Raw genomic sequence first — 20,554 nt, forward strand, 5'->3', positions numbered from 1 at the left:
CTGCTCAGCCCCACAATCTGCGCCGTGCCCAAGGAGGCAATCGCCCCCGTGCCCAACGCCTTGATAAAGGCGGTGCTCAAGCGCGCAATGCTGCCCGACTCCAGCGTCGCCAACTGGCTGGTGGTCAGGCCCAAGGCCTGGTTGCTGCCCAGCCCCGCCAGCTGCCCCGTGCCCAACACATTGAAGTCCGCCGGCTCCAAGGCCGCGATTTGGGCGCTGCTCAAGGCGCGCAACTGCGCCGTGCTCAAGCCCGTGACATTGGCCGTGCTCAAGGTCGCCAGCTGGGCCGTGGTCAAGCCCAGCACCCCGGCGCTGCTCAAGGCCCCCACCTGCGCCGTGCTCAGCGCCGCAAAGGCATCGCTGTGCAGCTGCGCTACCTGCGCGCTGCTCAAAACACGCAGTTGTGCCGTACCCAGCTTAGCCACATCTTCTGCGTCCAACACAGCCACTTGATCAGTGGTCAACGCCAGCACTTGCGTTGTACTTAAATTAGCCGCCTGCAATGTAGTCAGGCCAGGGAGGGCATCGGCACTTAAAGCACGAATTTGGCTACTGTTCAACACCCTCAAGTGGCTGGTGGTAATCCCAGGAATCTGCACCGAAGTCAACACGGCAAAATCCACCAGATCCAATGCCATGATCTGTGCCGTGCTCATGCCCGCAATCGCTGCAGATGTCAGCACAGGCACCTGCACCGTACTCAACTCCTGGATCTGTGCCGTGGACAAACTCTGAATATCAGCAGCACCGAACGTGGAAAGTATCTCAGTCGATAGGTTGGAAATATAAGACATGGTAGCCCCCTAGGCACAAGCGGTTCCGCACAGGCGAAGGCTACAGCATGGTAGTCTTGGCGCAGAATGGGTAAAAAACAGACGCAGATTACTCTGCTTTATACAACAGAAACAAAAACTACCCAATAAACAACCCAACCATGTGATTGGTTGGTGTATAGAGACCAGAGAATCGATTGAGATGGTCAATGGCTGTGCAGAAGTGTTCGCTTTTATTTATCCCACAAGTCTAGGTATCACTGCCCGGTGATTTTTCCCATAGGGCTGAGCTACTAAAACTTTCGGCTACATTAGCCGCCATGAGCGTTGCCTATAGCCACTCCACCGTGCAATGTCTGACGGTGGTTGCCCAGCACCACGGCATTCAGGCCCTGCCTGAGCGCCTGATCCATGAATATGCCTTGCCGGCCAGCGAACCTGATGATGCTCTGCTGCGCCGCATGGCCGGTGACATTGGCTTGAAGGCCAAAACCGTACAAACCAACTGGAGCAGCTTAGTACAGTTTCAGGGCGTGTTTCCCATGTTGGCACGCAAGCACGATGGTCATTCACTCATCATTGCCGGGGTAGAGACAGATCCTGCTGATCAACAACGCAAGGTCGCCGTACTAGATCCACAAGATCCGTCCCGGCGTGTGCGACTGTTCAGTGAGGCCGAATTAACCCCTCTGTGGTCAGGCACCTTGGTGCTGCTCAAACGCCAATACGCATGGTTAGATGCTGACCAGCCGTTTGGCCTGCGCTGGTTCATCCCCGAGATTTTTCGCCAACGCAAAGCCTTCCGTGATATCGCAATCGCTGCCATCATGCTACAACTGCTGGGGCTGGGAATGCCCGTCTTTTCGCAGTTGGTGATTGACAAAGTCTTGGTACACCAAAGCTATTCCACCCTCACCGTGTTGGCTGTAGCGATTGTGGGCGTCATGCTGTTTGAGGCAATTTTCAGTTTTGCCCGCCAGTACCTGCTCTTGCACGCTACCAATGTGATCGATGTGCGGCTGTCCAAACGCACCTTCAGCCATCTGCTGGCCTTGCCGATCGACTATTTTGAGAGCCACACCGCCGGGGTGATTGCCCGGCACATGCAGCAAGTACAGTCGATTCGCAACTTTCTGACCGGGCAACTGTTCTTCACGGCACTAGACTCCATTGGGCTGATTTTGTTCATCCCGTTGCTGGCCTCGTACAGCGTCAAATTGGCACTGGTAGTGTTTGGTTTTTCGCTGCTCATGGCCTTGGTGGTGTTGGCACTGATTCGCCCTTTCAATCGACGTTTACAAGCCCTGTACAACGCCGAAGGCACGCGCCAATCCATGCTGATCGAGACCATCCACGGCATGCGTACTGTCAAATCGCTGGCGATTGAGCCTAAACAGCGCAAAGTCTGGGAGCAACGCACCGCCACCACCATCCAAATGCACTTTGGTGTGGGGCGTATGTCGCTCACCGCTGCCACGGTCACCAACCTGCTAGAGAAGCTGATGATGGTCAGCATCATCACCATTGGTGCCATGGATGTGTTCAGCTTGGAATTGACGGTGGGTGGCTTGATTGCGTTCCAGATGCTGTCCAATCGCGTGGTGGGGCCATTGGTGCAAATTGTCGGTTTGGTACACCAATACCAAGAAACTGCCTTGTCGGTGAAGATGTTGGGCGAAGTGATGAACCACCCGCCCGAACGTAAATCCTCTGGTGGCCTGCGCCCCACCCTGAAAGGGCAAATCAGCCTTGATGGTGTCACCTTTCGCTATCCGGGTGCTGCCATGACAGCCCTCGATCGTATTCAAATGGACATTACGCCCGGCACAGTGGTGGGCGTGGTTGGGCGCAGCGGCTCGGGCAAAAGTACCTTTACCCGTTTGATCCAAGGTCTGTATCCAGTCCAAGAAGGGGTAATTCGCTTTGACGGCATCGACATCCGCGAGATTGACTTAGCCCACCTGCGCCGCAGCATTGGCGTGGTGCTACAAGACAACTTTATGTTCCGGGGCACAGTACGCGAGAACATCGCTATGGCCCGCCCCGATGCCAGCTTCGAGCTGATTGTGGCTGCTGCGCAAGCCGCTGGGGCCGATGAATTTATTGAGCGCCTGCCCCAAGGCTACGACACCCTGTTAGAAGAAAACGCTTCTAACCTCTCCGGCGGCCAACGCCAACGCTTGGCTATTGCCCGCGCACTGCTACCAGCGCCGCGCATTCTGATTTTGGATGAAGCCTCCAGCGCCCTAGACCCCGAAAGCGAAGCCATTTTTATCCGCAATTTGGGCCGGATTGCGGCTGGGCGTACCGTCATTATCGTCAGCCACCGCTTATCCACCTTGGTACATTCGGATCAAATTTTTGTTTTTGAACGGGGCCGTCTTGCCGATGCTGGCCGCCACGATGCACTGCTGGGCCGTTGCGAACCCTATACACAACTATGGAACCAACAAACCAGCCACATGTAAGCCCAAGCACGCCCGCACCCCCTTCCCCCGCCGTGCGGGATTGGACGGTGGCTTTTTTGCCCGATGCCGAAGCCCTAGAAAAAACGCCACCACCCGGTGGCATGTCGGCCACCATCTATATCCTGTTCGGCTTGATGGTCGCAGCCATCGTCTGGGCCAGTGTGTTTGAAGTCGATCAAATCGTCACTGCACGGGGCAAACTGGTCACGGCGCAACCCAATACGGTACTGCAACCGCTAGAAACTGCCCAAATTGCTACGCTGCATGTGCAGCCAGGACAAATCGTGCAAAAAGGGCAGGTGCTGGCTGTGCTAGACCCCACCTTCATCCATGCAGATTTAGCCCAATCACAAGACCGCTTCAAAAGCCTAGAAGCCCAAGTGCAACGTATGGAGCGCGAGCAAGCAGGACTCAAAAACGGCTCCACCACCGCGCCTCCTGCCAGCCAAAATCCAGACGAACTATTGCAATGGCGTTTACAAAACGAACGCTTAGCCAGCTACCGCGCCCGACTGTCGCGCTTGGATGAAAGCATCGACCGCGCCAAGGCTGCCATGGTGACAAACAGCCATGACATACAGAGCCTAACGGCGCGGGTGCAATCTCTGCGTGATATTGAGGCCATGAACGAAAAGCTCACGGCGCAACAATTCCAATCCAACATGAAACTGCTGGAAAGCCGCGAACGCCGCCAAGAAGTAGAGCGCGAACTCATCAGCACCCGCAACCGGGGTATTGAACTGAGCAAAGAACTGGCTGGAGCCGAAGCCGAAAAAGATGCTTTTATTCGAGAATGGCAACAAAAGGCCACCGAAGAACTGGTCACTGTGCGACGCGAACGCGATGCTGTGGCCGAACAACTGAAAAAGGTAGAACGCCGCAGCCGCATGATTGAGCTGACGGCCCCCCACGATGCTGTGGTGCAAGAAGTAGCCGCCCGCTCCACCGGATCGATTATCCGAGAAGCCGAGCCACTCATTACCCTCGTGCCCTTGGGCGAAACGTTGCAAGCTGAAATGCAAATCACAGCCCAAGATGTAGGCTATGTGAAACTGCAAGACCCTGTCCGACTAAAGATAGATGCATTTCCCTTCCAAAAACATGGCCTGATTCATGGCACTTTAGAGAAACTGGGCCAAGATGCTTTCACCAAAGACAACCTGAGTGGCCAAGCCAGTAGCCCCTACTATTTGGGCCGGGCCACATTGCAAAAAAATGAATTGCGCAATTTACCCCGAAATGCACCCTTGATTCCGGGCATGTCGCTGAGTGCCGAAATTGTGGTAGGCAAGCGCACCGTGATGTCTTATGTCATGTACCCAGTAATGCGTGGGCTGGATGAAGCTATTCGAGAGCCTTAAGCTATTAGATTATTAACAGATACATCCATAAAAATGACAAGCACCAGCATTCCTGTTATTACGGTCTCATACAACACACCAGAATTGCTTGATAATTTATTATCAACATTTCGAGAAAAATATCCACACAATCCATTTTATGTGATAGATGGATCTGACGAAGAAAATTTAGCAAAAGTCAAAACAATTGTTGCCAAATTCAATAATGTCTTTTTGACAGCTTTTGGCTACAACATCCACCACGGGCCAGGAATGGCTTGGGCCATTAACAATTTACCACTTACGGGGCCAACCCTCTTTTTAGACTCAGATATAGAAATTGTTCGCGCAGGATTTATTGAAAATCTGCTAGAACTATTAAAACCCAATATGTATGGCGTTGGTGCTGTAGGCTGCATTAACCGTGAAGGCTTCAATGTGGATGAATCTCCAGATGGCATCCAATACTTACATCCTATTTGCATGCTTTGCAACATAGAGGTGGTAAAACAATGGCCTTTACCCATCAAGCATGGTGCACCCATGACGGAAACCATGTTGGCCTTGCACGATAGTGGAATGTCTAATCTGCTAAAAAATGTTCCGTGGGTGATGAACGACATCTCTTCTGGCAATCCAAGAATTTTTATCGATCATAAAGGACAAGGCACTGTTTTTAAAACAGGCGGCTACCATTTAGAAGAATGGATGGAAAAACTACAACAAAAGACAAGCTCACCAAACGATCCACCGATTGATCTCGAGAATTATAATAAGAGTTTGCTATCTGTTATTCCAAATTACTGCCGCCACATCACTGAAATTGGCTGCCAATCTGGTGCATTGGCAGCAGCCTATAAAAATCTGTATCCCCAATCCTTCTATCAATCTATTGCTTTCGACGAAGAATCTGCACAAAAAAGCCGATCGCACTGTGATAAGGTTTTGACGGTTGATATCGACTCTGTTGGCAGTGAATTTTTTTCAAAATTCTCCACCACAGATTGCTGGGTGATTGATGGTGCTCTTGAAAATCTAAAAGATCCGTGGACATTACTAAAGAAAATATCCCACATCTTGCCTCCCCACGGAGTGATCGTTGCATCTATTTTCAATAGTCAATATTGGGGTATCCAGGCAAAAATCAATGCTGGCGAATTAAAATATGAAGACAATGGATTGATAAATCGAAGCCATTTGCGCTGGTTTAGTCGGGCAAGTATGTTAGAGATGTTTGCCCAAGCAGGGCTACAAATCGCGCATGGTCATGCTGTCATGATGAATGATCCATTGACTGAAAAAATAACCCCTGCCATTCGTTTCATGGCAGAAGCTCTGGGCCAAGATCCTGAATTAGCGGTCAGTGATGCTCTGCCTTTGCAATACATTATTCAAGCAACTTCTTCTGTGGATCAATCATGAAAGCCGTCATTCTTGCAGGTGGTTTAGGCACACGCATTTCCGAAGAAACCCATTTAAAACCCAAGCCCATGATAGAAATTGGTGGTAAGCCTATTTTATGGCATATCATGAAAATCTATTCTCACTATGGAATCAACGATTTCATCATTTGTTGTGGCTACAAAGGTTATTTAATCAAAGAGTATTTTGCAAATTACTTTTTGCACATGTCAGATGTAACCTTTGACATGAACACCAATAGTATGCAAGTCCACCAGCGCCATGCTGAACCGTGGAAAGTCACTTTGGTGGATACCGGGGAAAATACCATGACGGGTGGGCGTATCAAACGTGTTGCACCTTATTTGGACGGGGATGAATCTTTTTGCCTGACCTATGGTGATGGTGTGGGAGATGTAGATATCGCTGCACTCCTGGCTTTTCACCAACAACATGGGCTACAAGCCACACTGACCGCCACCCATCCTCCAGCACGGTTTGGTGCGCTCGACCTTGAAAGCGACCACCGCGTCCGCTCTTTCAAAGAAAAGCCCAAGGGCGATGGCAGCATGGTCAATGGTGGTTTTTTTGTACTGCATCCCTCCGTATTGGATTTAATTACCAACGATGAGACCGTTTGGGAAAAAGATCCTTTAGAAAATCTGGCTGAGCGTGGTCAATTGGCAGCTTACCAGCACCAAGGTTTTTGGCAGCCGATGGACACTTTGCGCGATAAAACCCACTTGGAACAGCTCTGGAGCAGTGGCCAAGCGCCGTGGAAAGTGTGGTCATGAACACCGAGTTTTGGCGGGGGCGGCGGGTTTTTCTCACCGGCCACACCGGTTTTAAAGGAGGTTGGCTGTCATTGTGGCTGCAACATGCAGGAGCCCAAGTAACCGGGTTTGCGCTTGCACCATCCACCCAGCCTAACCTGTTTACCGAGGCGCGCGTTGCTGACGGCATGCACTCTTTTTTGGGTGATATTCGTGATTTAGCAGCGTTAGAAGCTGTGATGGTGCCAGCCCAACCCGAAGTGGTCATCCACATGGCAGCGCAGCCATTGGTGCGCTACAGCTACCAAAATCCAGTTGAAACCTACGCCACCAATGTGATGGGCACGGTTCATGTTTTAGAGGTCGTGCGTAAAATTCCCAGTGTGAAAGCAGTATTGGTTATTACGACCGACAAATGCTACGAAAACCGCGAGTGGGATTGGGGCTATCGAGAAAACGAGCCTATGGGGGGCTACGACCCTTACAGCAACAGCAAGGGCTGTGCCGAGTTGGTCTGTGCCGCTTACCGTAGTTCTTTTTTTAACCCCAATGACTACGCACGACACGGCGTAGGCTTGGCTACAGCCCGTGCAGGCAATGTGATTGGTGGCGGTGATTGGTCTGCTGATCGGTTAGTGCCTGACATCTTGCGGGCATGGACACAAGGCCAGCCCGTGCATATTCGCAACCCACACGCTATCCGCCCTTGGCAGCATGTGTTAGAGCCATTGCGTGGTTATCTCAGCTTGGCAGAAAAGCTCTTTCACGATGGCCCCAGCTACAGCCAAGGCTGGAACTTTGGCCCCAGTGATGACGATGCCCAATCGGTAGGTGCGATTGTGGAACAAATGGCTACGCTATGGGGGCCAACGGCACAGTGGGCACACGACCCAAGCCCACAACCCCATGAAGCCCATTACCTGAAGTTGGATATTTCTAAAGCCCGCAATCAGCTTTTGTGGCATCCTGTTTTGCGCTTGACGCAGGCGCTGCAACAAACGGTAGCCTGGGCAAGTCAGCACCAAGCCGGGACTGATATGCGAGCTGCCACGCTGGCACAAATTCAAAGCTATCAAGCCCAAATACAGAGTTAAGCAACAATATGGACAACGCCAAAACCCAAGCTTTGCGCGGACAAATTGCCCAACTGGTCAATGAATATGCCACCCTCACCCTGGGCCCACAGCCTTTTCTGGCAGGAGCCACCGTTGTGCCGCCTTCGGGCAAGTTGCTAGGTACACAAGAGCTGCAATACATGGTAGATGCGGCACTGGATGGCTGGTTGACCACTGGGCGCTTTAACGCCGAGTTTGAAAAGAAGTTGGCTGCGTTTATTGGCGTCAAGCACCTTATCACGGTCAACTCTGGCTCATCAGCCAACTTAGTGGCTTTCAACACCTTAACCTCCCCCAAGCTGGGCGCACGGGCCATCCAAAAAGGCGATGAGGTCATTGGCGTAGCAGCTGGCTTTCCAACTACGGTCAATCCTATCCTCCAATTTGGTGCTGTACCCGTGTTTGTGGATGTGGATGTACTGACCCATAACATTGATGCCAGTCAAATTGAAGCAGCGATTAGCCCCAAGACCAAGGCCATCATGTTGGCACATTCTTTGGGCAATCCATTTAATTTGGATGTAGTCACAGCCCTGTGCAAAAAATACAACCTTTGGCTAGTAGAAGATTGCTGTGATGCACTGGGCTCCACCTACCGTGGACAAATGGTTGGAACCTTTGGTGATATTGCCACCTTGAGCTTTTATCCAGCCCACCATATCACTATGGGAGAAGGCGGCGCCGTTTTTACCAACAACGAAGAGCTCAAAACCATTGCCGAGAGCTTTCGGGATTGGGGCCGCGATTGTTATTGCCCCCCAGGGCGAGACAACACCTGTGGCAGGCGCTTTTGTCAAAAGTTGGGGGATTTGCCCAAGGGGTATGATCACAAGTATACCTATAGCCATTTAGGTTATAACTTGAAAATTACCGATATGCAGGCTGCTTGTGGCCTCGCGCAGTTAGAAAAGGCAAATGCCTTTATTCAAGCACGCAAAGACAATTTTGCATTTTTGCATGAGCGCCTCCAAGATTGCCAAGAGTTTGTCAATTTGCCCCAAGCCACAGAACATGCAGACCCCTCTTGGTTTGGTTTTCCAATCACGCTCAAAGAAAATTGCCCAGTCTCTCGCATTGATTTGCTTACCTATTTAGACCAAAACAAAATTGGTACACGCCTTCTTTTTGCAGGTAACCTAACCCGCCAACCTTATATGGCTGGGGCTCACTACCGTATTAGCGGAACATTGGTCAACACAGACAATGTTATGAACAACACCTTCTGGATTGGCGTACAACCTTCACTCACACCAGACATGTTGGAATTTGTTGCTCGTAAAATCGAGAGCTATTTGGGTGTTCATTTTTGATGGTCAGTACCGCTTTACGTGCAACGTGGGATGCTGACGTTGCAGCTATTGCAGCACAAGATCTGCCGTGGCAACAACTGTCAGGCGCACGAGTCTTGGTCACGGGTGCCGGTGGCTTTTTGGGAGGGTATTTAGCACGCACACTGCTAGGTTTACACGCTTTAGGCAAAGTCGATGCACCTGTGCAGGTGGTTGGTATGGTACGCAATGCTGAACGTGCCCAAACCCGTCTTTCTGATCTATTCAGCTCGCCACACTTTAGCCCGCTTGTCTGGGACTTGAACACCCTAGGAGTCCCTGACACTGGGCCTCTCAACTATGTACTGCACGCTGCCAGCCAAGCCAGTCCACGCTTTTACGGCAGTGACCCTATCGGTACGCTGCTGCCCAACACGATTGGCACGGCCGCTCTGCTAGAGGCACTGCGCCGAAGTCCCACACCACAGGGCTTCTTATTTGTGAGCAGCTCTGAGGTTTACGGTAGCGTCATCGGTGATACCACGCTGACAGAAACCAGCTACGGCAGCGTTGATCCAGCCACAGTTCGCGCCTGTTATGCAGAAAGCAAGCGCATGGGTGAAACCATGTGTTTGGCCTGGCACCAACAGCATGGCATTCCAACCTTTATCGCTCGTCCATTTCACACCTACGGGCCAGGTTTACAAGCCAACGATGGACGTGTTTTTGCTGACTTTGTATTTAACGTGCTGCGCGGTGAAAACATTGTGATGCACAGCGATGGCAGCGCACGGCGGGCTTTTTGCTATGCCACAGATGCCATTAGTGGTTTTTTTAGCATACTCCTGCAAGGTACGCCCACACAAGCTTATAACGTAGCCAACCCCGCAGGAGAACTTTCCGTCATGGAACTAGCGGAGTTGCTGGTTGGTCTTTATCCTGAGAAACAACTGGCGGTCGATCGCCGCCACACACCTCAAACACCAGGTTATATTCCCAGCGCCTATAGCCGCCTGATACCCGATGTCACAAAACTCCAATCCTTAGGATGGACTGCCCAAATCACTCCCGAAACCGGATTCCGGCGCATGATAGAGGCCTATAAATGATGAACCCCACACTAGCGGTATTAAAACAACAATTCCAAACAGGGGCACTGTCCAAGCCGGATTTTATACATGCTGCATTGCAAAGGCATAAAACGCTTTTTGAATATGTAGACATTACCCGTAGTACTGATGTCAAAGAGATTGTAATTGCTGCAGATGGCGTCTCATTTGTGCTGGGCGAAGAGCGTATCCGGCTTTATTGTCCCGATAATGAAGCTCGGGTAGCACCGATAGAAGTCATGAACTTCAACCACTACGAACCCGTTGAGACCCAAGTGATGGATTTGCTGGCAGCCAATGCTCGCACTATCCTTGATGTGGGTGCCAATATTGGTTTATACGCCATCCGATTTGCCAAACGCTTGGCCCAAGCACATATTTATGCTTTTGAACCTATGCCTACCAGTTACGCCTTTTTACAGCGTAATGTAGCAGCTAATCAAGTAGGCTCACAAATCAGTTGCTTCAATTATGGCCTGTCTGATAGCAGTGGTACGGTAAATTTTTATATTTCCCCTGCAGCAAGTACCAATGCCTCCTTGCTCAATGTCGCTGATGCACAAGATGCACAGCAAGTAGTGGGCCTCACGTTGACTCTTGATCAGTGGACGGCTAACCAAAAAGTGGCGCCAGATTTTATCAAATGCGATGTTGAAGGGGCTGAACTTTTAGTGTTTCGGGGTGGATGCAGCACTTTAACCCAATACCAACCTATGGTTTTTGCCGAACTATTGCGTAAATGGTCTAAGCCGTTTGGTTACCACCCTAACGATATGTTGTCTTTTTTTGCTGATTTAGACTATCAATGCTTTGCTGTAGGTGATACAGGCATACACCGTATTACTGAAGTCACTGACCATACGCGTGAAACCAACTATGCTTTTCTGCACAGCCACAAGCACGCTGACATCATTCAAAATCTGATGACTCTCTGTTGTGACTGATACCATAGAACTCGCTCGCCATATCCGCATCCATGCACTGCACATGGTGCATCGCGCCAAGGCCTCACATATTGCCAGTGCTTTATCTATCTCTGATATTGTGGCAGTACTTTATGGGAAAGTATTGCACATAAATCCAGCAGAGCCTAACTTCATTGATCGTGATAGATTTATCCTTAGCAAAGGGCATGCTTGTGTCGCTGTATATGCAGCATTGGCAGAATGTGGTTTTTTAAAAACTGAGGATTTGTTGACATACGGTCAAGAAAATTCTGTTTTAATGAACCATATAAGCCATAAAGTCCCTGGTGTGGAATTTTCTACTGGCTCACTAGGACACGGTTTACCCTTTGGCACAGGAAAGGCGTTAATAGCGCAACGCAGGCGTGCTCCATGGAGAACTTTTGTACTATTGAGCGATGGCGAATTAGCCGAAGGCAGTAATTGGGAAGCGATGCTATTTGCAGCCCACCATCACTTAGACAATTTAGTAGCCATTATTGATTACAACAAACTGCAAAGCCTTACTACTGTAGCCGATACACTCGGCATAGAACCACTGCATGATAAATTAACTGCTTTTGGCTGGAGTGTGCGCGAAGTAGATGGTCATAACCATGGCGCACTGATAGATGCACTCAATAACACGCCTTGGCAAAAAGGCAAGCCATCCATACTAATTGCCCATACAACCAAAGGAAAAGGCGTCAGTTATATGGAAAATAAAGTGGAATGGCATTACCGTACACCCAACATTGACCAACTGGCGCAAGCCTTGACTGAATTGCAATAAGAATCATCATGCGCAATGCCTTCATCGAAGAATTAGTTTATCTGGCCCATCAACATCCACATATTGCTCTCATAGTGGGTGATTTAGGTTATTCGGTGGTAGAGCCATTTGCTGATTCATTCCCAGATAGATTTATCAATGCAGGCGTAGCCGAACAGAATATGACAGGCCTAGCAGCCGGCATGGCATCAGAAGGCTATCATGTATTTACCTACTCTATTGCCAACTTCCCAACCTTCCGTTGTGCAGAGCAAATTCGCAACGACATTGATTATCACCAGCTACCAGTCACCGTAGTTTCTGTGGGTGGTGGATTAGCTTACGGTGCTTTAGGCTACTCGCATCATGCAGTTCAAGATTATGCCTTAATGCGATCTTTTCCAAATATGCTGATTGCAGCACCAGGCGATCCGATGGAAGTCCGGGCATGCATGCGCTATTTAATTCAGAATCCACAGCCATCTTATCTGCGTTTAGGCAAAGCGGGTGAGCCTTGCTTTCATACACAAGTACCGACAATTCATCCTGGAAGATGGTTAAGTGTTATTCAAGCTAAAGAAGCTATTGAAAAACCATCCACATTCTTAACCACTGGTGCCACCTTAGCCATTGCAGCAGAATGGTTAAAAAACACCCCTTATAAAAATCATAGCGTTCACTCATTGCCCCTCTGGGGCATGTCTAACAAATCAATGCAAGCAGCACAGTTTCATCCATTCTCTGCTGTTGAGTCTGTAGAAGATCATTTAATGGATGGAGGTTTTGGTTCTTGGCTCATGGAATCCGTAGTCACACACAAAGAATCCTTAACCAAATTAGATATTTATAGCTTATCAGCAGACGTTTGCAATTTAGTGGGCTCACAAACCCTACTTAATCAATATGGTGGATTGGTTCCCAAGAAAAAATAGGGCACATCTTTAATAAAATATTATTTTTAAATATGACTCACTATTCAGAACCATTTATCTCTATTTGCATTCCAACTTTTAATCGTGGTGAGTACCTTGATGCCACATTGAGGAGCATTACATCACAACAAGTTTTTTTGGAATCGAATGATTTTGAAATTGTGGTGACAGACAATTGCTCTACCGATGACACAGCAGTGATTGTAGAAGCATATCGGAGTCAATTTCCCGAAAAAATAACCTACTTTTGTCATCCAGAAAATGTTGGCCCAGAAGCCAATTTTCAGGCTGCACTAGCTTACGGGAAAGGAAAATACCTTAAGCTTCACAATGACAACTTAATGTTTCTCGATGGTAGCCTAGCAGAAATATTAAAAATTATACAAGCCACTCAAAATGAACGACCCGTTATTTTTTTCACAAATGGGAATAAAATATCAGGTGAATTATTCAGAATTTGCAATGGATTAGACGAATTTGTTCAATCAGTTTCGTTCTTTTCCACATGGATTGGTGGCTTTGGCTTATGGAAAGAGGATTTCTTAAAAATCCCCAACATTTTAGAACACGCCTCCTCAAGACTAATCCAAACACATATTATTTTTGATCAAATCGCGAGTAACAAGCGAGCCATTGTTTTTTATCAAAACTACTTTTCTGGGCAACCTACAGGCAAGAAAAGCGGTTACAACATTGCTGAAGTTTTCGGCAAAAATTATCTTGCCATATTAAAAAAGTATGTCTCAATCAACTTGCTAAGTCAAACCATTTATGACAATGAAAAACGTGACATATTAATTAATCACACACTGCCCTACTTTTTTGACTCTGGAAACAATTTTGACAAGAGCAATTTTTTCGAGCACATGATTGATTATAAAGATGATCTTTATTTTTACAAGGCACTTGAAGAATATCTACAAAATTTCTTGATATCTGGCTCTATTGCATCTACAAACAAACCTACCGAAACACCTTCATCACTAGAGGAACAATGGCGTTTATTGAACCCACACAATGAGACCATTTTAAATTTAAAAGGAATTCCAATTCTTGATAAAATCAAGGTTGGACGACGGAGTTATGGAGGATTGAACATATGGTCTTTCGGCAATCCACAGGAAGCTCTCACGATAGGTAATTTTGTCTCTATCGCTGATAATGTTCGATTCTTATTAGGTGGCAACCATCCACATACAGGCATTTCAACTTTTCCATTTAAAACCAAATATTTTGGAAATCTCGAAGCACAAACCAAAGGCCCCATTAATATTGGTGATGATGTATGGATTGGTGCTGATGCTTTGATACTTTCAGGCGTTACTATCGGGCAAGGAGCAGTGGTTGCTGCAGGGAGTATAGTGACCAAAGATGTGCCTCCTTATGCAATAGTTGCTGGAAATCCGGCCACTATCATTAAATATCGCTTTGATCACGCCATTATTGAAAAACTAGCTTCTTTTGATTTTTCAAAGTTAACCGACGAAAAAATCATCAATCTAGGATCAGCACTTCTCTATACAGAAATAACATCTGATTCCGTTGATACAATACTCAAGCAACTATCAGCTTCCTGACATAACTGCGCATAAAATCACCAAACACTCTTAGAAAAATCACTCCAAACTGCAAGGAAGTCACGTTCTGCAATAGCACTAGATGCTAAGAATTCATGCATGACTCGGCAAAATTCCTGCATATCTTTTTCTTCACTATAGTGCTGTAATATGAAAGCTGCAACCTTTAATATAGCCTGCGCACTCTGATCTTTTGTCAATTGCCCTATATTACGTGCAGCAATTGCCAACGCAATATAAGCCAAAAAAGCAGATTTCAGAGGTTTTCCCATTGGATCTGCTGAATGCTGCTGGGCACTTGTCCGAAATGCACCTAAAAACTCTTTAACATACCCTACAGGTGCATGCAACGATGATTTTAAAAATGCACCCAAATCTTCCAAACCAGCATAAGATATACCAGCCATCTGAGATTCTATGATTTCTTCTGCAACACTGGCGCGAAATGTAACATTTGAAAATTCACCCAACCAATTGGTATTATTTCCCACAGTGTGCAAGAACAATATAGCAGAGTTCAGCATAATCATGCTGTATGGATAATTTGCTACTGCCTCTGGCACAGGCAAATTGTCACTAATTGGCTGACCCGATTCCAATGCTGTCCAACGGCGACTGACCACACACGACAGGTGCCCTAGACGATGTGCTTCTAAATGCCGCTCATAAAATCTTGGGTAGATGATATCATCATCTAAGAGTATGTGAAAAAATTCAGTTTTATTTTCACCCTGCTGACAATATATATCAATTAAATTTCTAAAATTATTCCATGCTCCTTTACGTGGCCCATGCACTACCTGCACATTCAAATCAGCCACCAAAGTTCTAATAGGCTCCTGAGATAAGAAATTAAAAAAATCTTGGTTAGGACTATCATCCGAAAAGATGATCTTTTCTGGTTTGATCGTTTGGTGGCGCAAGGCCATCAATAATTCCAAGCAATATTGAAATTTATAAGCAGGAATAAGTGTGGTAATTGACATAAATTCAAGATAAATTTTTTCTAATCACATTTGCCACCATATCAACCTCATTTTCACTCAGATAAGGTGCTATTGGCAAACTTAACACTTGATTTTGCAATTTCTCAGATAGCTCTAATTTTGGCCACGTATTTTCTGCATAAGCTGCTTGTTGATGGCATGCAATAGGATAATGTACTAAATGGCCAATATTTGCCTCCGTCAATGCTGCTTGTAAGCGCGAACGTTGCTCACTACGGATCACCATAAGGTGCCATACAGGTTCAACACCATCCAATACTTTGGGCAATATTATGTCTGCATCTTGTAATTTATTCAAATACATTGCAGCCACCTGACGGCGCAATATATTATCTTTATCTAAATATTGCAATTTAACTCGCAATATAGCAGCTTGAATCTCATCTAATCTGGAATTAAACCCCGTAACTTCATGGTGATATTTAATAACAGAACCATAGTTACGTAATTTTCTTAACGCATTAGCCAACTGGTCATCATTGGTCGTAATCGCACCACCATCACCCAAAGCGCCTAAATTTTTTCCGGGGTAAAAACTAAATCCGGCTGCATCTCCCAAGCCTCCTACTCTTGTACCATGATAACGAGCACCATGTGCTTGTGCCGCATCCTCAATCACATAGATTTTATTTTTACTCGCTATGGCACGAATAGCATCCATATTTGCTGGTTGCCCATACAAATGAACAGCAATAATGGCTTTAGTTTGCTTCGTAATTGCTGCTTCGATCAATGAAGGATCAATATTATGGGTAAACTCTTCTGGCTCTACAGGCACAGGTATCGCGCCAGCATGGGTGACTGCTAACCAAGTGGCAATAAATGTGTTAGCGGGAACAATGACTTCATCACCTGGGCCTATACCATAAGCACGAAGTATCAAATGCAGTGCATCTAGCCCATTCGCTACCCCAATACAATGCTTCACCTCACAATAACTTGCAAATTCTTGTTCAAAGGCAGCAACTTGTTTCCCCAGAACATACCAACCGGAATCTAGTACCTGTGCAATTGCTGTACGTATTTCGGTATCATAAGGAGCATTCAATCGCTTGATATCCAAAAATTGAATCATTGGTCAATTCCTTTTGCCAATAAAAATTCTGAATAATTTCTGTAGTAGTCGTCTTCATCGTATTTATTAGAAGCAAGAACCATACAAACAGATCCAGAAGAAAAGTTATCCAACTCGCGCCATATCATAGAGCACACATATAACCCTTGATAGGAACGATTTAAATGATAACGTTTTTTTTGGCCTCCATCATCTAAAACCACATCAAAACTACCAGACATTGCAATGATCAATTGATGTAAATTTTTATGTGCATGACCACCACGCTCTGCACCGCCAGGAACATCATAGAGATAATAAACACGCTGAATATCGAAAGGGATGTGATTACCACCCTCAATGAAAGTTAAATTGCCTCTTGGGTCAGATATTTTTGGCAAATTAATGATTTTGCAGTGATCTAAGCTCATCATTTTCCTTTGCATTAACTATTCTTGCTGGATTTCCGATTACCAAGGATTGAGGTGGTACATTTTTCGTCACTACAGCCCCTGCACCTACTATAGCCCCTTCGCCAATATGGATGCCTGGCAAAATAGTAGCTCCAGCACCAATTGAAACATTATTCTCTATCACTATAGGCAAAAGCTTGAATGATTTATTACCACTACGAGGGTATTTATCATTTGTAAAGGTGACATTGGGGCCAATAAAAACATCATCACCAACACGCAATCCGTTCCAGAGTTGAACGCCACTTTTTATAGTGACACGATCTCCCACAACAACGTCGGATTCAATCAAACAATGGGAACAAATATTACATTCGCTTCCAATTTTTGCCCCCAAAAGAATAACCACAAATTGCCAAATGCGTGTTCCAGTACCTATATCCAAGGTCTGAACATCAGCCAAATGATGAATGAATTTATTATTCAAAATAACACCAAAATTTAATTTGCGATCAGAATAAAAGACTTTTCTATGTCTTCCACCAATTTTGGTATGTTAAATAAATTGCTTTCCAATCGATATTCTTGCAAATAGCGTCGATAGCTTGCCAGTCGACGTGGATTGCTACCTAATTGCACCGCTTTTTCTTCGTATTCAGCCAAACTATAAGTGATTAAATCTGGCAGTCCTGCCGCTGTTAACAGGCTGCCACACATACGAGATATATAGCTACGCCCAGAATAAGTTAAGATAGGCGTCCCCATCCATAAAATATCATTGGCGGTGGTGCCTGCATTATAAGGATGGGTATCTAAGAACAAATCTGGCAGTTGCAAACGCGCCATATATTCTTGTGGCATAGCACGACCAGAAAAAATCAACCTTTCTACTTCAATACCATGACGCTGTGCTTCTTTTCTGATATTTTGCTCAGCCCAATTATTATCAGCCAGTAGCCACAATACACTTTCTGGGACACGTTGCAGAATCCTCATCCATGTTGCCACTACTTCTTGTGTAAATTTATAATTGTTATTGAAGGAGGCAAATACCACTTTATCTTCCGGCAAGCCACAATCTGCACGGGATAGAGCTGGCCCAACACTGCGCTGACGATCGCTGACCTGATAGCAATGCGGTACTCGCAAAGGTTTTTCAGTCATAAAAGGTTCGAGCTCTGGCGGAAAAACAAATGGATCGGCCAGAATATAATCTATAGCAGGCATACCACAGGTAGCCGGCAAACCCAAGTAACTCACTTGTACCGATGCTGGACGCTGGGCCAAAATATTAGGCCGTGCCCCAGAGGTTAGCCCTTGCAAATCAACCAAAATATCAATGCCACAAGCAGCAATCAATTGTGCTGCAGCTTCATCATCTAAATGTCCAATACGGATATGATGATCAAAGGCCCGGATAATACGCTCACGCAATGGGGAGCCGTCTTCACGCGACCAACAAAAACCGAAAACTTCAAATTTTTCACGGTCGTGCAGTTCAAACAACTCTACCGTCAATAAGCCAACAGCGTGCATACACAAGTCACCAGAGAGGTAACCAATGCGAATTCGCTCGCTGGGAGCACGTTGCCGAGCTGAGCGCCGAGGCACGGTGGCCCGTACCTTGGCATGGACAAATTCACGCGCGGCCAACAATTGCACTGCCGGATCATCGTGCAGTGCCAGGGCGGCCAATGCCGAGGTAGACAACAACTGCTGGTTGACACCAATGACACCCAACGGTTGATAAATGGGCCAAGCGCATTGTTTCTGCCGAATATGGATGTAATGCTGCAATGGTGCAGACTGCTCAGGATCAATTTCTAGGCTTTGGGCCAAATACTGTGCAGCTTCTTCAAAACGACGTTCGGATTCTAGAATTCGACCTAAGTTGTTCAGGGCATGCAGTTGCAGGGCTTGTTCTGGTTGTGCGGTCTGCTCTAGGCTTTGCAAAACCAACTGCCACTGGGCGATGGCTTCGGCGACTGCCCCCTGGCTTTCCAATTGGTGCCCCAGATTAAGCCGTGCTTGCAAAAACTGCGGGTTGAGTTGCAAAGCTTCTTGGTAAGCGGCTTGGGCTTCTGAGGTACGACCTGCACTGGCCAACAATACCCCCAAGTTAAACCATGCCACCAAGCGCAAAGGATCGGTCTGTCCCAACAACCAATGTTGGTACAGGGCAATGGCCTGCTCGGGCTGCTTTTGCTGTTGCAGGGCATCGGCTTGGGCCATCAAGTCATGGAGAGGAAGCGAAGATACAGACATAGGCCATCACTGCCAAGAAAAATACCATGAAAAACGGGCCGTCCCTCTCAAGAAACGGCCCGTGATATGCCAGCTACTCTGTGGGTGTAGCTGACTTCATCGCTCAGAGAGCAGCTTACTTGCTACCCTTGAGCGTTTCTGTCGAGGCCAATGCCTGCAACAACGAAGGTTGCTGCATCCCCGGCCCAGACAATGACCCCACCAGATTGGTACCCATGTCAACGCCCGATCCGGTCGAAGCAATGGATCGTTGGTAGTAATTTGCCAATGGGGTGAGCAACGATGAGGACGCAGACACTGGATTGGCCTGTGGTACCACACCGACCAGTTCCTCTGCTGCACCGTTGCGCCGTGGCAACTCCAAGGCTGCTGTCGCACTGCTGCCGCTACCACCTTCGAGGTAGCTGCCCAAGGATTCTGTGAGACCACTGACAGAGCTACGCAAGCTGTCATCGGCCACGGCCCCTTGGCTAAACCAGACGTCTACCAAATCACGCTGGGTGCCATCAGTGGTTTCATACGACGATACCAAGCCCAACAAGTTGCCGTTATCGGTTTGTGTAGATGCTTGGGCATCCAGATGCAGCGCAGCCACTCCTGCCTCTTGCAGACTGAGCAACTCACCAGCACCTGTTTGACCATTGCCGTCAGTGTCCTTCCAGACAGCCAACTCAGCAAAGGCGGCATCTTCTGACGAAATGCGACCATCGCCATTGCTGTCGAGGGCGCGCAATGCGACAAACCCATCGACCGCCGTCACACCGGGGCTAAGTTCAGTGGCAGTACCAAACAGTTCACGACCGTCACTGATAGAGCCATCCTTATTCAGGTCACGCACAAGCAGACCATCATCAGACGATACCCAGCCGGTTTGGCGCAGCAGACCGTCAGTGCCCAAAGCAAACTGCACGCCTTGTGCCACCGCCACTGTGCGCACACCGTCACCATTCAGATCCAACACCAATGGCGAAGCCATGCTGGTGAATGCGGCAGTTTGTATGGATGTCATACCCACCGTACTCATAGCCGCATGTTGACCTGGACTGAGTGCCCCAATGGCTCCAGTGCTTAAGCTGGCTACTTGGGCCGTGGTCAGATTTTTGATCTGACCTGTAGTCAAGCCTGACACCTGATCCGTTGCAAGGGCTTTGATGGTGGCAGTGGTCAGCGCCCGCACAAAGGCGGTCGTGAGTTTGCTGATTTCTGCCGTATCCAAGGTAACAAACTGGCCTGTCGTCAGGCCCGGCGCTTGTACCGAGTTCAAAGCGGCCAGCTGGCCTGTGCCCAAGGCCGCAAAGTCTTGCGTTTGCAAGGCCCGCAGTTGGTTGCTGCTCAGCGCCGCG

Annotated in this window: 16 protein-coding genes and 2 pseudogenes; 11 read left to right on the forward strand and 7 right to left on the reverse strand. The window is 47.6% G+C overall.

Going from position 1 to position 20,554, the window contains the following annotated elements; all coding sequences use genetic code 11:
- A pseudogene (locus tag ACYVB2_RS03655) lies at positions 1–794 on the reverse strand (heme utilization protein); the annotation flags it as partial.
- Between the two features lie 299 nt (positions 795–1,093).
- Here ACYVB2_RS03655 and ACYVB2_RS03660 point away from each other — a divergent pair.
- From ACYVB2_RS03660 to ACYVB2_RS03710, 11 genes are read left to right on the forward strand one after another with little or no spacing between them, the layout of a single operon-like run.
- Positions 1,094–3,241 (forward strand): peptidase domain-containing ABC transporter, encoded by a 2,148-nt coding sequence (locus tag ACYVB2_RS03660; RefSeq protein WP_382428929.1) that lies wholly within the window; start codon positions 1,094–1,096, stop codon positions 3,239–3,241.
- Positions 3,242–3,273: 32 nt separating this feature from the next.
- Positions 3,274–4,602: an HlyD family type I secretion periplasmic adaptor subunit gene (locus ACYVB2_RS03665; protein ID WP_382428927.1), complete on the forward strand. Its 1,329-nt coding sequence runs from the start codon at positions 3,274–3,276 to the stop codon at positions 4,600–4,602.
- A gap of 33 nt (positions 4,603–4,635) precedes the next feature.
- The gene (locus tag ACYVB2_RS03670) at positions 4,636–6,003 is read left to right on the forward strand and encodes a methyltransferase domain-containing protein (RefSeq protein ID WP_382428925.1); all 1,368 of its coding nucleotides are present in this window, start codon (positions 4,636–4,638) and stop codon (positions 6,001–6,003) included.
- Entirely contained in the window at positions 6,000–6,776 is a 777-nt protein-coding gene (rfbF, locus tag ACYVB2_RS03675) for a glucose-1-phosphate cytidylyltransferase (protein WP_382428923.1), read from the forward strand. The genes ACYVB2_RS03670 and rfbF overlap by 4 nt, the downstream gene beginning before the upstream one ends.
- Entirely contained in the window at positions 6,773–7,849 is a 1,077-nt protein-coding gene (gene rfbG, locus ACYVB2_RS03680) for a CDP-glucose 4,6-dehydratase (protein WP_382428921.1), read from the forward strand. The genes rfbF and rfbG overlap by 4 nt, the downstream gene beginning before the upstream one ends.
- An 8-nt stretch (positions 7,850–7,857) precedes the next feature.
- Positions 7,858–9,180 carry a lipopolysaccharide biosynthesis protein RfbH gene (gene rfbH / locus ACYVB2_RS03685; protein WP_382428919.1) on the forward strand — a complete coding sequence of 441 codons (1,323 nt, stop codon included), beginning with the start codon at positions 7,858–7,860 and terminating at the stop codon, positions 9,178–9,180.
- A complete protein-coding gene (locus ACYVB2_RS03690) occupies positions 9,180–10,247 on the forward strand; it encodes an NAD-dependent epimerase/dehydratase family protein (RefSeq protein WP_382428917.1) in 1,068 nt (355 codons plus the stop codon). The genes rfbH and ACYVB2_RS03690 overlap by 1 nt, the downstream gene beginning before the upstream one ends.
- Complete coding sequence (locus ACYVB2_RS03695; RefSeq protein WP_382428915.1) at positions 10,244–11,191, forward strand: FkbM family methyltransferase; 948 nt, start codon at positions 10,244–10,246, stop codon at positions 11,189–11,191. Before ACYVB2_RS03690 ends, ACYVB2_RS03695 begins: the two co-directional genes overlap by 4 nt.
- Positions 11,184–11,984 carry a transketolase gene (locus ACYVB2_RS03700; RefSeq protein WP_382428913.1) on the forward strand — a complete coding sequence of 267 codons (801 nt, stop codon included), beginning with the start codon at positions 11,184–11,186 and terminating at the stop codon, positions 11,982–11,984. The genes ACYVB2_RS03695 and ACYVB2_RS03700 overlap by 8 nt, the downstream gene beginning before the upstream one ends.
- 8 nt (positions 11,985–11,992) lie before the next feature.
- The gene (locus ACYVB2_RS03705; RefSeq protein WP_382428911.1) at positions 11,993–12,895 is read left to right on the forward strand and encodes a transketolase family protein; all 903 of its coding nucleotides are present in this window, start codon (positions 11,993–11,995) and stop codon (positions 12,893–12,895) included.
- Positions 12,896–12,927: 32 nt separating this feature from the next.
- The gene (locus ACYVB2_RS03710; protein WP_382428909.1) at positions 12,928–14,472 is read left to right on the forward strand and encodes a glycosyltransferase; all 1,545 of its coding nucleotides are present in this window, start codon (positions 12,928–12,930) and stop codon (positions 14,470–14,472) included.
- Between the two features lie 17 nt (positions 14,473–14,489).
- Here ACYVB2_RS03710 and ACYVB2_RS03715 read toward each other — a convergent pair whose 3' ends face one another.
- The 6 genes and pseudogenes from ACYVB2_RS03715 to ACYVB2_RS03740 all read right to left on the reverse strand — a co-directional run.
- Positions 14,490–15,401, reverse strand: coding sequence for a hypothetical protein (locus ACYVB2_RS03715; protein ID WP_382428907.1), 912 nt, complete (start codon positions 15,399–15,401; stop codon positions 14,490–14,492).
- Positions 15,402–15,462: 61 nt separating this feature from the next.
- Positions 15,463–16,554 carry a DegT/DnrJ/EryC1/StrS family aminotransferase gene (locus tag ACYVB2_RS03720; RefSeq protein ID WP_382428905.1) on the reverse strand — a complete coding sequence of 364 codons (1,092 nt, stop codon included), beginning with the start codon at positions 16,552–16,554 and terminating at the stop codon, positions 15,463–15,465.
- Positions 16,551–16,964, reverse strand: a complete 414-nt coding sequence (locus tag ACYVB2_RS03725) for a sugar 3,4-ketoisomerase (protein ID WP_382428903.1) — start codon at positions 16,962–16,964, stop codon at positions 16,551–16,553. Before ACYVB2_RS03725 ends, ACYVB2_RS03720 begins: the two co-directional genes overlap by 4 nt.
- Positions 16,936–17,433, reverse strand: a complete 498-nt coding sequence (locus ACYVB2_RS03730) for an acyltransferase (protein WP_382428901.1) — start codon at positions 17,431–17,433, stop codon at positions 16,936–16,938. Before ACYVB2_RS03730 ends, ACYVB2_RS03725 begins: the two co-directional genes overlap by 29 nt.
- Positions 17,434–17,447: 14 nt before the next feature.
- Entirely contained in the window at positions 17,448–19,178 is a 1,731-nt protein-coding gene (locus tag ACYVB2_RS03735) for an O-linked N-acetylglucosamine transferase, SPINDLY family protein (RefSeq protein ID WP_382428899.1), read from the reverse strand.
- 148 nt (positions 19,179–19,326) lie between these two features.
- Positions 19,327–20,554: pseudogene (locus tag ACYVB2_RS03740) on the reverse strand (heme utilization protein); the annotation flags it as partial.

It is taken from the genome of Giesbergeria giesbergeri (assembly GCF_054779375.1).

Coding starts and splice junctions, on each gene's coding strand:
- ACYVB2_RS03725 (WP_382428903.1), bottom strand. CDS start 16,964: ATGAGCTTAGATCACTGCAAAATCATTAATTTGCCAAAAATATCTGAC.
- ACYVB2_RS03720 (WP_382428905.1), bottom strand. CDS start 16,554: ATGATTCAATTTTTGGATATCAAGCGATTGAATGCTCCTTATGATACC.
- ACYVB2_RS03660 (WP_382428929.1), top strand. CDS start 1,094: ATGAGCGTTGCCTATAGCCACTCCACCGTGCAATGTCTGACGGTGGTT.
- rfbH (WP_382428919.1), top strand. CDS start 7,858: ATGGACAACGCCAAAACCCAAGCTTTGCGCGGACAAATTGCCCAACTG.
- ACYVB2_RS03705 (WP_382428911.1), top strand. CDS start 11,993: ATGCGCAATGCCTTCATCGAAGAATTAGTTTATCTGGCCCATCAACAT.
- ACYVB2_RS03690 (WP_382428917.1), top strand. CDS start 9,180: ATGGTCAGTACCGCTTTACGTGCAACGTGGGATGCTGACGTTGCAGCT.
- rfbF (WP_382428923.1), top strand. CDS start 6,000: ATGAAAGCCGTCATTCTTGCAGGTGGTTTAGGCACACGCATTTCCGAA.
- rfbG (WP_382428921.1), top strand. CDS start 6,773: ATGAACACCGAGTTTTGGCGGGGGCGGCGGGTTTTTCTCACCGGCCAC.
- ACYVB2_RS03710 (WP_382428909.1), top strand. CDS start 12,928: ATGACTCACTATTCAGAACCATTTATCTCTATTTGCATTCCAACTTTT.
- ACYVB2_RS03695 (WP_382428915.1), top strand. CDS start 10,244: ATGATGAACCCCACACTAGCGGTATTAAAACAACAATTCCAAACAGGG.
- ACYVB2_RS03735 (WP_382428899.1), bottom strand. CDS start 19,178: ATGGCCCAAGCCGATGCCCTGCAACAGCAAAAGCAGCCCGAGCAGGCC.
- ACYVB2_RS03670 (WP_382428925.1), top strand. CDS start 4,636: ATGACAAGCACCAGCATTCCTGTTATTACGGTCTCATACAACACACCA.
- ACYVB2_RS03715 (WP_382428907.1), bottom strand. CDS start 15,401: ATGGCCTTGCGCCACCAAACGATCAAACCAGAAAAGATCATCTTTTCG.